Source organism: Novosphingobium tardum, from assembly GCF_042652045.1.
Classification (GTDB): domain Bacteria; phylum Pseudomonadota; class Alphaproteobacteria; order Sphingomonadales; family Sphingomonadaceae; genus Novosphingobium; species Novosphingobium tardum.
The window spans coordinates 449,213-462,273 of the sequence record NZ_JBHSDR010000006.1 but is presented as its reverse complement, the minus strand read 5'-3'; the positions used below and the strand labels follow the sequence as shown (position 1 = coordinate 462,273).

At 65.3% G+C, this 13,061-nt stretch carries 12 protein-coding genes; 9 read left to right on the top strand and 3 right to left on the bottom strand.

What is annotated here, in order from left to right; genetic code table 11:
* The first annotated feature begins 97 nt into the window (after window positions 1-97).
* The 6 genes from ACFO0A_RS10155 to ACFO0A_RS10130 all read left to right on the top strand — a co-directional run bounded on the left by ACFO0A_RS10155 (window position 98) and on the right by ACFO0A_RS10130 (window position 7,318).
* The gene (locus ACFO0A_RS10155; RefSeq protein WP_379538889.1) at window positions 98-1,744 is read left to right on the top strand and encodes an electron transfer flavoprotein-ubiquinone oxidoreductase; all 1,647 of its coding nucleotides are present in this window, start codon (window positions 98-100) and stop codon (window positions 1,742-1,744) included.
* 45 nt (window positions 1,745-1,789) lie between these two features.
* Window positions 1,790-2,596 (top strand): 4-(cytidine 5'-diphospho)-2-C-methyl-D-erythritol kinase, encoded by an 807-nt coding sequence (locus ACFO0A_RS10150; RefSeq protein WP_379539644.1) that lies wholly within the window; start codon window positions 1,790-1,792, stop codon window positions 2,594-2,596.
* A gap of 77 nt (window positions 2,597-2,673) precedes the next feature.
* Window positions 2,674-4,395: a dihydroxy-acid dehydratase gene (gene ilvD, locus ACFO0A_RS10145; protein ID WP_379538888.1), complete on the top strand. Its 1,722-nt coding sequence runs from the start codon at window positions 2,674-2,676 to the stop codon at window positions 4,393-4,395.
* Window positions 4,376-4,726, top strand: coding sequence for a hypothetical protein (locus tag ACFO0A_RS10140; RefSeq protein ID WP_379538887.1), 351 nt, complete (start codon window positions 4,376-4,378; stop codon window positions 4,724-4,726). Before ilvD ends, ACFO0A_RS10140 begins: the two co-directional genes overlap by 20 nt.
* Complete coding sequence (locus ACFO0A_RS10135) at window positions 4,716-6,125, top strand: NAD(P)H-hydrate dehydratase (RefSeq protein WP_379538886.1); 1,410 nt, start codon at window positions 4,716-4,718, stop codon at window positions 6,123-6,125. Before ACFO0A_RS10140 ends, ACFO0A_RS10135 begins: the two co-directional genes overlap by 11 nt.
* Window positions 6,122-7,318: a class I SAM-dependent RNA methyltransferase gene (locus ACFO0A_RS10130; RefSeq protein WP_379538885.1), complete on the top strand. Its 1,197-nt coding sequence runs from the start codon at window positions 6,122-6,124 to the stop codon at window positions 7,316-7,318. Before ACFO0A_RS10135 ends, ACFO0A_RS10130 begins: the two co-directional genes overlap by 4 nt.
* Here ACFO0A_RS10130 and ACFO0A_RS10125 read toward each other — a convergent pair whose 3' ends face one another.
* The 3 genes from ACFO0A_RS10125 to ACFO0A_RS10115 all read right to left on the bottom strand — a co-directional run bounded on the left by ACFO0A_RS10125 (window position 7,319) and on the right by ACFO0A_RS10115 (window position 9,218).
* Window positions 7,319-7,747 carry an MAPEG family protein gene (locus ACFO0A_RS10125; RefSeq protein ID WP_379538884.1) on the bottom strand — a complete coding sequence of 143 codons (429 nt, stop codon included), beginning with the start codon at window positions 7,745-7,747 and terminating at the stop codon, window positions 7,319-7,321.
* Complete coding sequence (locus ACFO0A_RS10120) at window positions 7,744-8,196, bottom strand: MAPEG family protein (RefSeq protein WP_379538883.1); 453 nt, start codon at window positions 8,194-8,196, stop codon at window positions 7,744-7,746. The genes ACFO0A_RS10125 and ACFO0A_RS10120 overlap by 4 nt, the downstream gene beginning before the upstream one ends.
* 65 nt (window positions 8,197-8,261) lie before the next feature.
* On the bottom strand, window positions 8,262-9,218 hold the full coding sequence (locus tag ACFO0A_RS10115) for a threonine ammonia-lyase (RefSeq protein ID WP_379538882.1): 957 nt from the start codon (window positions 9,216-9,218) through the stop codon (window positions 8,262-8,264).
* Between the two features lie 76 nt (window positions 9,219-9,294).
* Here ACFO0A_RS10115 and ACFO0A_RS10110 point away from each other — a divergent pair, with 76 nt between their 5' ends.
* The 3 genes from ACFO0A_RS10110 (at window position 9,295) to ACFO0A_RS10100 (ending at window position 13,060) form a co-directional block, all read left to right on the top strand.
* Window positions 9,295-10,506 (top strand): saccharopine dehydrogenase family protein, encoded by a 1,212-nt coding sequence (locus ACFO0A_RS10110; RefSeq protein ID WP_379538881.1) that lies wholly within the window; start codon window positions 9,295-9,297, stop codon window positions 10,504-10,506.
* 88 nt (window positions 10,507-10,594) lie between these two features.
* Complete coding sequence (locus tag ACFO0A_RS10105; RefSeq protein WP_379538880.1) at window positions 10,595-11,767, top strand: carboxynorspermidine decarboxylase; 1,173 nt, start codon at window positions 10,595-10,597, stop codon at window positions 11,765-11,767.
* Window positions 11,768-11,809: 42 nt separating this feature from the next.
* Complete coding sequence (locus tag ACFO0A_RS10100; protein WP_379538879.1) at window positions 11,810-13,060, top strand: serine hydrolase domain-containing protein; 1,251 nt, start codon at window positions 11,810-11,812, stop codon at window positions 13,058-13,060.
* Window position 13,061: the final 1 nt, after the last annotated feature.

Below are 13,061 nucleotides of genomic sequence, written 5' to 3'. Positions count from 1 at the left end.
ACCCTTTGCGCACTTGACCTCTTTGGGCGCAGCAATCAAGGCTCGGAGCACTATGGACGCCCCTTCGACGGGGGCCAGACTACGGGGAGCCGGTCAGGTGAGCGAACGCGAATCGATGCCTTATGACGTCGTGATCGTCGGTGGAGGGCCGGCGGGCCTCGCGGCGGCGATCCGGGTCAAGCAGGTGAACCCCGAGATTTCGGTCTGCATCCTGGAAAAGGGCTCCGAAATCGGCGCCCACATCCTGTCCGGGGCGGTTGTCGATCCGCGCGCGCTGGACGAGCTCCTGCCCGATTGGCGGCACGAAGGCTGCCCGATGGCCGAGGTCGAAGTGACCGACAACTGGCACTGGGTGCTCACGGCATCGAAGAAGTATGCGTTGCCGCACGCCATGATGCCCCCGTTCCTGAGCAATGAGGGCAACTACACCGGCTCGCTGGGATCGCTGTGCCGCTGGCTGGCGGGTCGGGCCGAGGACCTGGGCGTCGAGATTTTCCCCGGCTTCCCGGCGGCCGAGATTCTCTACGACGAGAAGGGCGCGGTTCGTGGCGTCGCTACGGGCGACATGGGCGTGGGGCGCGATGGCACGCACAAGGCCGACTATCAGCCGGGCATGGAACTCCATGCGAAGTACACCTTCTTCGCCGAAGGCGCGCGCGGCAGCCTGACCAAGCAGCTCAAGGGCAAGTACGACCTGGAAAAGGACTGCCAGCCGCAGGTTTACGGACTGGGCATCAAGGAACTTTGGGACATCGATCCCGACAAGCATTTTCCCGGCCGGGTGCTGCATACCCAAGGCTGGCCGCTTTCCGAGAGCGAAAGCTGGGGCGGCGGCTTTCTTTACCACCAGGCAAACAACCAGGTCGCGATCGGCTTCGTCACGGCGCTCGATTACAAGAATCCCTACGTCTATCCGTTCGAGGAATTCCAGCGCTGGAAGCAGCACCCGGAAATCCGCGCGGTGCTCGAAGGCGGGCGCCGCGTGTCCTACGGCGCGCGGGCGATCAACGAGGGCGGCTGGCAGTCGGTCCCCAAGCTGGCATTCCCGGGTGGCGCGCTGATCGGTTGCTCCGCCGGGTTCGTGAACGTGCCCAGGATCAAGGGCAGCCACACCGCGATGAAGTCGGGCATGCTGGCGGCCGAACGTGTTGCCGCCGCACTCTCCGCGGGCCGCGAGCATGACGAACTGGCCGATTACGACGCTGCGGTGCGGGATAGCTGGATCGCCAAGGAACTGAAGCTCGTCCAGAATGCGGAGCCGCTGATCTCCAAGTTCGGCGGCGCGCTCGGGACGGTTTTTGCCGGAGCGGACATGTGGATGCGCGTGATGAAGATCGGTCTGCCGATCTCGATGAAGCACCACTGGGACAGCGAAGCGACTATGCGCAAGGACCTGTTTCAGCCGATCGTCTATCCCAAGCCGGACGGCGTCATCAGTTTCGACCGCCTTTCCTCGGTGTTCCTGTCGAACACAAATCACGAGGAAGACCAGCCTTGCCACCTGGTGCTGAAGGATCCCGCAATCCCCACGGCGATCAACCTGCCGATCTATGGCGGGCCCGAGCAGCGCTACTGCCCGGCGGGGGTGTATGAATTCGTAGGGGTCGAGGAAGGCAATCCGCGGCTGCAGATCAATGCGCAGAATTGCGTCCACTGTAAAACCTGCGATATCAAGGACATGACCCAGAATATTACCTGGGTGACTCCGGAGGGTGGCGGCGGCCCCAACTATCCGAACATGTGATCGTCGGGGCGGTCATTAAGGCCGCCCCGCCATTCGCCCGTGACCATGCAAGCAACCGCCTTTGCCAAGATCAACCTGGCGCTGCACGTGCGCGCGCGGCGCGCGGACGGCTATCACGAGCTTGAGACTCTCTACGCCTTCCTCGATGACGGCGACCGCCTGACGGTCGAGATCGCCGCGCGCGACACGCTTCGCACCGTGGGCGAATTCGGCGGCGCCTTGACCGACCCGTTCGGGAATATCGTTGCCAAGGCGCTTGGTCGTCTGCCCCGGCCGGAAGGGTGGAGCGTCGTCCTCGACAAGCGACTGCCGGTGGCCGCTGGGATTGGCGGAGGTTCGGCCGATGCGGCCGCAATCTTTCGCCTCGTCGACGAGCGCTTAGGTCTGCCGGCAGATGCGTTCGAGCGCGCCGCGGCATTGGGCGCGGACGTTCCCGCATGTATCGCCAGCGAGGCTTGCGTCGGGCGCGGCATCGGCACCGGCCTTGCGCCGGTGGTCAACGATCTGGGCGGCACCCCTGTCCTCCTCGTCAATCCGCGCGTGCCGCTGAGCACGGCGCAGGTCTTCGCCGCTTGGGGCGGTAGCGACGATGGCGCTATGCCGGCAGGAACCGCGCGGGAGATCGCGCTGGCCGGTCGCAATGGCCTGGAAGCGCCCGCGATCGCACTGTGCCCCGCGATATCCCAGGTTCTCGACGCGCTGCGGGCAACCGATCCGCTGCTGGCGCGCATGTCGGGATCGGGCGCGACTTGCTTTGCGCTGTACGAGTCGGCCGAGGCCATCGCCGCCGCTGCGCGCGATATCGCGCGTCTTCAACCCGACTGGTGGCAACTTTCAGCGCGAATGCGCTGATTTGCGCTGCCGGGCTTGCGCTGATGCCGGGTGCAGGGCAGGGCAATCGGCGTTCCAGCAGACGATGGAAGGCCGTCATGACCCAGCGTTTCGACAAGTCCCGCTTGCCCAGCCGACACGTTTCCGTGGGCCCGGAACGCGCGCCGCATCGCAGCTACTATTATGCGATGGGGATGACCGAGGAGCAGATCAACCGCCCGTTCGTGGCGGTTGCTTCCGCCGGGAACGACAGCGCCCCCTGCAACACGACGCTCGATTTCCAGGCCGACATATGTCGCGAAGGAGTTGAGCAGGCCGGCGGCACCTCGCGGCGCTTCAACACCATCACCGTCACCGACGGCATCGCCATGGGCCATCAGGGGATGAAGAGTTCGCTCGTCAGCCGCGAAGTCATCGCGGATTCGATCGAACTGTCTGTCCGCGGTCACTGCTACGATGCGCTGGTCGGCTTTGCCGGTTGCGACAAGAGCCTGCCGGGCATGATGATGGCGATGTTGCGGCTCAATGTGCCGTCGATCTTCGTCTATGGCGGCTCGATCCTCCCCGGCCGATTCGAAGGCCGGGACGTCACGGTCGTCGATGTATTTGAGATCGTCGGCAAATTTGCCGCGGGAGCCTGTCCGCTTAGCCAGGTTCATGCCCTTGAGAAGGTGGCATGTCCCGGCCACGGCGCATGCGGCGGCCAGTACACTGCGAATACCATGGCCTGTGTCGGAGAGGCGATAGGATTGTCGCTTCCGAACAGCAACATGGCGCCAGCTCCTTACAAGAGTCGCGAGGAAGTTGCAGTTGCTGCCGGACGGCAAGTCATGACTCTGCTGGAGCGCAACATTCGTCCTCGCGACATCTGCACGCGGGCGGCGTTCGAGAACGCGGCGCGCGTGGTCGCTGCCACCGGCGGTTCGACGAACGGCGCGCTCCATCTTCCGGCCATGGCGAACGAGTGCGGCATCGACTTCGACCTGTTCGACGTTGCGGAGATATTCAAATCAACGCCTTACGTTGCCGATCTCAAGCCGGGCGGGAACTACGTCGCAAAGGACATGTACGACGCCGGCGGCGTTTACATGGTGATGAAGACCTTGTTGGACGGCGGTTTCCTCAACCCCGAGCCTATGACGGTCAGCGGCAAGACGCTGGGTGAGAACATCGAGGAGATCACCTGGAATCCTGACCAGAAGGTGATCCACCCGGTCTCCGCGCCTTTGTCGTCCACCGGCGGCGTTGTTGGCCTGCGCGGCTCGCTCGCGCCCGACGGGGCGATCGTGAAGGTTGCCGGCATGCATCGCCTGCAGTTCACCGGCCCCGCCCAGGTGTTCGATTGCGAGGAAGACGCTTTCGCGGCGGTCGAAGCTCGCGCGATCGCCGAAGGCAGCGTGGTCGTCATTCGTTACGAAGGACCCAAGGGCGGTCCCGGAATGCGCGAGATGCTGTCGACGACAGCTGCGCTCTATGGGCTGGGGCTGGGCGAGAAGGTCGCGCTGATCACCGACGGGCGCTTCTCCGGCGCGACCCGCGGTTTCTGCATCGGCCATGTGGGACCCGAAGCCGCCGAGGGCGGGCCGATCGCACTGGTCCAGGACGGCGATACGATCTCGATCGATGCAGAGGCCGGGACCATCGACCTTCTCGTCGATCCCGCCGAACTGGAGTCACGCCGGGGGGCATGGAAGCCGCGCGAGCACGATTACGGTGCCGGGGCGCTCTGGCGTTTCGCCCAGAACGTCGGGCCGGCCTGGCAGGGAGCGGTCACCCATCCCGGCGCGAAGGCCGAGCGCCATGTCTATGCGGACATCTAGCGCGGCATTGCTCCTGCTCGCTTCCGGCTGTGCGAGAAGTGCCGAGAAGCCGGAGGGCGACCTCATTGCCTGCGCGCTTGGCGGATCGGACGCTTTCGTGCGCTCGTGTGCCATTCAACGCACCGCGACCGACGGCGGCGAAAGCGTTGTCATCCGCCGCCCGGACGGTGGCTTTCGGCGCTTCGCGATTAACCGCGACGAAGTTGCCGCGGCGGACGGTGCGGAACCGGTGAAAGCAACTGCGGCAGAACGGTTCCTCGAGGTGGCGGTAGGAGGCGATCGTTACCGGATACCGCGGATCCAGAGCGGCGGCGTGGCCCATGCGCGCTGACCCGGTCCTGACCGCATCAGAGATGCGCGAGGCAGAGGGTGCGCTGATCGCGAACGGAAGCAGCGTCGATGACCTCATGCAGATCGCCGGCCGTGGGGCGGGCGAACTTATCTGGCGAGCTGCGGGAACGCGGCCTGTCACGGTGCTGTGCGGACCTGGCAACAATGGCGGCGATGGCTATGTGATTGCGGAGCTTTTGCGCTCGCGCGGCACCGATGTGGCGGTTATTGCTGCAGCCGATCCCGCGACCGACGCCGCGCGCAACGCCCGCGCAGCATTCGGCGGGCCCGTTCTTGCGCCCGGAGCGAAACGGAGCGGCGACGTGTTGGTCGATTGCCTCTTCGGAACAGGACTGACCCGGCCGGTCGAGGCCGCTTTGGCGAATCTTCTGGCGGAGCTTGCGGCTTCGCATCACCGCTCGGTTGCCGTGGACCTGCCGAGCGGCGTGGATGCCGACAGCGGCGCCTTGCTCAACGATCCCTTGCCGCGATACGCCCTCACGATCGCGCTGGGCGCGTGGAAGTTTGCGCACTGGTCGATGCCGGCAATGGCACGGATGGGGATGAAGCGCTGTGTGCCGATCGGGATCGGCGAAGTACACGGCGCTGCGAGTCTGCTCGGCGCGCCCACGATAGAGCCCCCCGCAGCCGACGCCCACAAATATAGCCGCGGCCTGTTGGGCATCATCGGCGGCGCAATGCCGGGCGCCGCGGTCCTTTCCGCGATGGCCGGGATGAGGGCGGGTGCGGGTTACGTGAAGCTGCTTTCGCAAGATGCTCCCGCGGCGCTGCCGCCCGAACTGGTCTGGGAAGAGGTGGACGCCAAGGCGGTCGCGCTGTCCGACAAGCGAATTGCGGCATTTCTTGTCGGGCCGGGGCTCGGTCGCGACGCAGGTGCGTCGCAAATGCTCGCGGCAGGGCTCAGGGAGGAGGTCCCGGTGGTCGTCGATGCCGACGGCCTGAACCTGCTGAAACCTGAAATGCTCTCCGGACGGTCGATGGTCGGTGTCCTGACGCCGCACGAAGGCGAGATGATCGCGTTGGAGCGCGCATTCGGAACCGTCGACGACCCAGGCTCAACCAGGCGCGAACGCGCGTTGGCGCTCGCAAAACGGACCGGAATGGTGGTCGTGCTCAAGGGGCCCGACACCATGATCGCCGCGCCCGGCGGCATCGTCGTGTGCGGCGGGGGCGCGTCAAGTTGGCTGTCGGTTGCAGGAACGGGCGACGTGCTGGCGGGCACGATCGCCAGCCGACTCGCGGTCCACCGCGATCCCTTGCGCGCCGCCGAGGAGGGCGTGTGGCTCCATGCCCGGGCCGCGGCGCTTTCGGGCCCTGCATTCACGGCGGCAACGCTTGCTCTGCGCGTGGCTGAAGCCGTGTCGGAGAGGACGCAATGACCGATGAGATCATCGTCCGTGTCGCCGCGCGGGGCGACGGTCTTACAGAGAGCGGCCGCCACGCCGCCTATGCCGCGCCGGGCGACACCCTGACTGAAGCAGGCGTGGTGATCGCAGGGCCGCACAATGTCGCAGCGCCATGTCGCCACTTCACGCGCTGCGGCGGTTGCCAGCTTCAACATCTCGACGAGACGAGCCTTGCCGGGTTCGTGAACGACCGGGTGGTTCATGCCGCGCAGGGGCAGGGACTGACCGCCAAGGACGTTGAGCCGGCCCACCTTTCGCCGCCGCGAAGCCGTCGCCGCGCAACGCTCCATGCCGAACGGGCGCATGGCCAGATCGTGATCGGGTTTCGCGCGGCCGGTTCGCACAAGATCGTCGACATGCGCGAATGTCATGTCATCGCCGAGCCACTGTTCGCGCTCGTCGCCCCCTTGCGCGCGATGCTGGCAAAGTTTCCGGGCAAGCGCCTTGCCGCCGACATCCAGCTCACGCTGGCCGACCAGGGCGTGGTGGTCGAGATCAAGGGACTGGCGGTCGAAGGGCTGGGACCTACCGAGGCGCTGCTCGATTTTGCCCGCGACCACCGACTCGCCCGCCTCGCGCTTGACCAGGGATACGGCCCAGAGGCGATGTGGGAGCCAGAACCGGCAACCGTGACCTTCGCCGGAACGCCGGTGGCGCTGCCGCATGGCGCATTTCTGCAGGCGACCGCGGACGGCGAGGCGGCACTATACCAGTGCGCGCGGGACTGGCTCAAGGGCGCAAGCGCGATTGCGGACCTGTTTTCGGGGCTCGGCGGCTTTGCCTTCGCTCTCGGGGACCGTGCCCGCGTGCTCGCCGTCGAAGCGTCGCGGGATGCGCACCTGGCCTGCCGGAGCGCCGCGGGCCGCAGCCCTCGCCACGTCGAGTGCGTGCATCGCGACCTGTATCGCAACCCCATGCAAGTGGACGAACTGGCGCGGTTCGATGCGGTGGTCCTTGACCCACCCCGGGCGGGCGCGCGCGAACAGGTCGCGATGCTCGCCCATTCGGCCGTCGAGCGGATCGTTTACGTCAGCTGCAATCCATCAAGCTGGGCGCGCGACGCGGCCCTGCTCGTTGCCGGCGGCTACCGCCTCGCCAAGGTGCGTCCGGTCGGCCAGTTCCGCTGGTCCACGCACGTCGAACTCGCCAGCCTGTTTCTGTGCTGATCAGAACACCGCGATTGCGGCGTGAGCAACAAGCATCGCGAGCACGATCGATGACGCAGCATAGACCAGGAAGCGGAACAGCACGCGGTTGACCGTCGCCTGGATCAGGCTGTGGATCACCCTCAGGCCGACGTAGATCCAGCCGAGCGTGGCGTTGAGCCCGTCGCCATGTCCGACCACAGCCAGAACGAGCGCCACCGCGTAGAAGACGGTCGGCGCTTCGTGGAGGTGGTTGTAGTTGTGCGAGATCCACTGGACCTTGTCGGGCAGCCTGCCGTCCAGGTCCTTGCCGGTACCGCCCTGCAAGTTGCGAACGTCGATCTTCGCTGCGCCCATCGCTGGTATGCGCGCGGCGTAGAGCCAGACCCACATGACCATGGTCCAGATCGCGAGGGCGACGACCGGCTTGAGGATTTCCATCCCGATCATGACGGCGCCAGACCGGGATTGGCGAGGAGAGTAATCATTACAGCGCGGACGGCGAGAACCATCAGCGCGAGGGTCGAAAGGAAGAACAGCGCGAAACGGACCGGGATGCGGTTCACGGTGGCCTGCCAGATCGAATGCACGATGCGCAGCCCGACATAGATCCACGCAAGAAGCACGTCGACCGCGCCGGCCCCCATGATCGCAAGGACCACGACCGACGCATAGAAAATCGTCGGCTGTTCCATCAGATGCGAATAATTGTGCGCCTTCCAGTTCACCTGGCCGGGAAGAACGCCTTCAAGGTCCTGTCCGCGTCCGCCCGGGGGGCCCTTGCCAAGGTCGATGCCGGCCTTCGACATCGCCGGAAAGCGAGTGAACAACACCCAGACCAGCATGATGAGCGACCACAGTGCCAGCACTGCCGCCGGTGCAAGAATCTGCGCCTGCATAGCGATTTCTCCCCCTGAACCCGGGCGGGAGAGTGATTGGCCACGAAGGAGTTGTCAAATGCCACTTATCCCGCGTCAAGAACCTTGGCGAAAGCGGCAGGGTCGGCGTTGCCGCCCGATATTGTCAGGGCAGTCCGTCCATCGATGGGAACTTTTCCGGCGAGGATCGCGGCAAGCGCCGCAGCGCCGCCCGGTTCGACGACGAGATGAAGTTTGGCGAACGCCAGCCGCTGCGCCGCTGCCACTTCCGCCTCGCTGACCCTGACCCCGCGCAGCCCACGAGCGGAAAGGACAGCGAAGTTGATGGGTTCGGTGGCTAGCGTCTGGAGCGCATCGCAAGCCGTCGCAGGCGGATTGTCCTGCACGCGCACGATGTTCCCTGCCTCGAGGCTGCGGCAGACATCGTCCCAGCCCTCGGGCTCTACCGGCACGATTTCGGCGTCGACACAGGCCAGGGCGAGGCCGGCGCTCAGTCCGCCGCCGCCGCAACAGGCCACGATGCGGGTCGGCGGGCCGCCCGCTCGTTCGGCCATCTGTGCGGCGATTTCCACGCCTACCGTTCCCTGGCCTTCGATCACCCAGGGATCGGCAAAGGCATGGACCAGCGTCGCTCCGCTGGCTTTGCACAGATCCGCCGCGATCGCCTCGCGCGATTCCCGGTAGCGATCGTACAGAACCACGTCCGCACCTAAGGCGCGCGTGGCCTCGATCTTCACCTGCGGCGCGTCGCGCGGCATCACGATGGTTGCCGCGATACCGAGTCGGCGTGCCGCCCAGGCGACGCCCTGAGCGTGGTTGCCGCTCGAAACCCCGACGACCCCGCGCTCGCGCTCCGCCGCGTCGAGGTCGGTCAGCCGATGCCAGGCGCCACGAATCTTGAACGCGCCGATGGGCTGCAGGCATTCCGCCTTGCACCAGACGGTTTGCCCGTCGACCTCCAGCGGAAGCAGCGGAGTAGGGGGGAGCAGCGCGGCGATCTTCTTGGCGGCGGTGGCAATGCCTTCGGCAGTCGGGGAGCGCATGGGGGCCTCGTGCATTGTGCTGGTTGGTGCCGGCTCTATATGCGCGGGCTTCGCAGTGGCCAAAGGAGAAGCGATCTTGAGCAAGGTACTGGTGATCGGCGCGGGCGGCGTCGGATCGGTCGCGGTCCACAAGATGGCGATGAACCCCGACATCTTTGCCGAGATAACGTTGGCGAGCCGCACTTTGGCCAAGTGCGACGCGATCGCCGAATCGGTGAAGCAACGCACCGGCGTTAGCATCGCGACCGCGCAGATCGACGCCGACGATGTCGCGGCGACGACCGCGCTCATCCGCAAGGTCGGGCCGGCGCTGGTCGTGAACCTGGCGCTGCCCTACCAGGACCTGCACATCATGGAGGCGTGCCTCGAGGCCGGGGTCAACTACATGGACACCGCCAACTACGAACCGCGCGAAGAGGCCAAGTTCGAATATCGCTGGCAGTGGGCCTACGATGCCCGGTTCAAGGAGCGCGGCCTGATGGCGCTGCTCGGCTCGGGCTTCGATCCTGGCGTCACGAGTGTCTTCGCCACCTGGCTCAAGAAGCACAAGCTGTCGTCCATTCGCACGCTCGACATCCTCGACTGCAACGGCGGCGACCACGGCCAGGCCTTCGCCACCAACTTCAATCCCGAGATCAACATTCGCGAGGTCACTGCACCGGCCCGCCACTGGGCCAACGGCGCATGGGTCGAAACGCCGGCAATGGCGATCAAGCAGGAGTTCGACTTCAAGGAAGTCGGCCCCAAGAACATGTACCTGATGTATCATGAAGAGCTGGAAAGCCTCGCTCGCTTCATGCCCGAGATCGAGCGCATCCGGTTCTGGATGACCTTCGGCGATGCCTACATCCAGCATCTAACGGTGCTTCAGAACGTCGGCATGACCCGCATCGACCCGGTCATCTACGAAGGCCATGAGATCGTGCCGCTTCAGTTCCTCAAGGCGGTCCTTCCCGAACCGGCGAGCCTTGGGCCGACCACGAAGGGCAAGACCAACATCGGCGATATCGCCACCGGCCAGGCGCTCGACGGCGGAGGCGAGAAGACCTTCTACCTCTACAATATCTGCGATCACGAAGAGGCCTATGCCGAGACCGGCAACCAGGCGGTCAGCTACACCACCGGCGTCCCCGCAATGATCGGTGCCGCGCTGATGCTAGGCGGCGTGTGGTCGGGCAAGGGCGTATTCAACATCGAGCAGTTCGACCCCGATCCGTTCATGGAGATGCTCAACCGCCATGGCCTGCCCTGGCAGGTCGAGGAACTTCCCGCGCCATTGTCATTCTGATGTTGGGCCCCGTGAACCGGACACCGACGAGGCAGATTGGGCCTGCGGGACTTTCGCTTGCGCCCGTGCCGCATCGGCGGCGCCGCTGATGGAAACGCGCGCGGGGTATCCCGGGGCCTTCGCCAGTTTCGACCTTTCGCGGGTCGATAGCCCGGCATTCGTGGTCGATTCCGCGGCGCTGCGCCGCAATCTGCGCATCCTTGCCGATGTTCGCGATCGCGCCGGCATCAGGATGCTCAGCGCGCTCAAGGCCTTTTCGATGTGGCGGGTGGCGCCTCTCGTCAGCGAATATCTCGATGGTGTTTGCACGTCCGGCTTGTGGGAGACATTGCTCGCGGCCGAGAACTATACCGGCGAGATCACGACTTACTGCGCCGCCTACAAAGGCGAGGACCTGCCAGAAATCCTCCGCCTGTCCGACCATGTCATCTTCAATTCGCCCGGCCAGCATGCGCGGTTCGCGCCAGAGATCGCGCAGTCCCGCGCCGGTGGGTCGACATTCGACATCGGCTTGCGGATCAACCCGCTCCACGCCGAAGGGGAGGTGCCCCGCTACGATCCCTGCGCGCCGCACTCGCGGCTCGGCTTTCCTGTCGACCAGTTGACAGATTCCCATCTGGAAGGCGTCGATGGCCTTCATTTCCATACCCTGTGCGAACAGGATCTAGCCCCGCTGAAGCGCACCTGGGCAGTGCTGGCCCCGCAGATCGAGCGCTGGTTGGACCAGCTTCGCTGGATCAACCTCGGCGGCGGGCATCACATCACCCGCAGCGACTACCAGCGCGACGAGTTGGTCGATTTCCTTCGCTCGATAAAGGCGCAGACGGGCTGCGAAATCTACATGGAGCCAGGTGAGGCGGTTGCCCTCGATGCAGGGATTCTCGTCGGCACAGTCCTCGACGCGCTCTGGAACGGGATGGACCTGGCCGTCACCGACATCTCCGCGACCTGCCACATGCCAGACGTGATCGAAGCGCCGTACCGTCCCGCGCTGCTGGGAGAACTGGACGAGGGCGAGCCGGTGCGCCTCGGCGGCCCGTCGTGCCTCGCCGGGGATGTGATCGGCGATTACGTCATGCCGGGCGGCGCCAGTTCGGGCACGCGCTTCGCCTTTCTCGATCAGGCGCACTACTCAATGGTGAAGACCACCACCTTCAATGGCGTCCCGCTGCCGTCGATATGGTTGTGGGACAGCGAAACCGACAGCCTCGAATGCGTTCGCCGCTTTGGCTGGGAGGACTTCCGCAACCGGCTTTCGTAAGGCATCGTCGCGGCGAACGATCAAGCGACAGGGGAAGATGCGATGGCCGGCAAGCCCATTCTGGATGCGGTTACCAGCGACCCGGCTGTGATGGGCTGGATGAAAGGCGCGCCGCCGCCCCCCGAACTCGCGATTGATCCCGCGCAGGGCAATCACATGCGCTTTCCCTATACCCGCTGGTCGTTCTCACACATGCGCGAGTTTCTTCCCACTCAGCTCGTCTCGCGGGGCGAGGGGCCTGCTTCGCCGCTGCCGCGCGCCTTGCGTGACGATCTGGACGCAGTGACCTTTCGCCCGGCCGGGGTCGGGGACCCGATGCGCTGGGATGCCGGATTGCTCGCTAATTTCACCGACGGGGTCGTGATCCTCCACAAGGGCGCAATCGTGCAGGAACGCTATTTCGGCGTTACCGGCCCGCTCAGCCGCCATATCGCCTTCTCTGTCACCAAGAGCTTCGTTGGCACCCTTGCCGAAATGCTGATCGACGAGGGTCGTCTCGATGAGACAGCGCCTGTTTCCGCCTACGTTCCCGAACTGGCCGACAGCGGTTACGGTAACGCGACCGTCCGCCATGTCATGGATATGACCACGGGCATCGATTATTCCGAAGACTACACCGATCCTCGTTCCGGAATCGGCGCGTTCAGCCTTGCTCTGGGTCTAACTCCGCGGCCTTCGGGCTACAATGGTCCGACCAGCCTTTACCGCTACCTGCCCGATTTGCGGGGCGAGGGGTCCCATGGCGCGGCCTTCACCTACCGGACGGTCAATACCGAGGTGTTGGGATGGATCGTCGCACGGATTGAAGGGCAACGGATCGCAGACGTGCTTTCGCGACGGATCTGGCAGCCTCTGGGAATGGAGTGCGACGCCGATCTTCTCACCGATTCGGCCGGCACTGGGTTCACTGGCGGCGGGCTGAACCCGGTCCTGCGTGACATGGCGCGCTTCGGCGAGGCGATGCGCATGGGCGGCCGGTACAACGGCGCACAGGTCATTCCGGCCGGTGTCGTCGATTCGATAACCCGCGGCGGCAAGCCGGAAGATTTCGCCCGCGCCAACTATCCCCAACTGCCCGGATGGTCCTATCGCAGCCAATGGTGGGTTACCCATAACGCCCACGGGGCATTCACCGCGCGCGGAATTCACGGCCAGACGATCTATGTCGATCCGCTGGCCGAAATGGTGATCGCGCGCTTCGCGTCGCATCCGGTCGCGGCAAATTCGGCGCTCGATGGGGCTTCGCTGCCTGCCTATCACGCGATGGGCGAATACCTGCGTTCCGCCTCGTGAT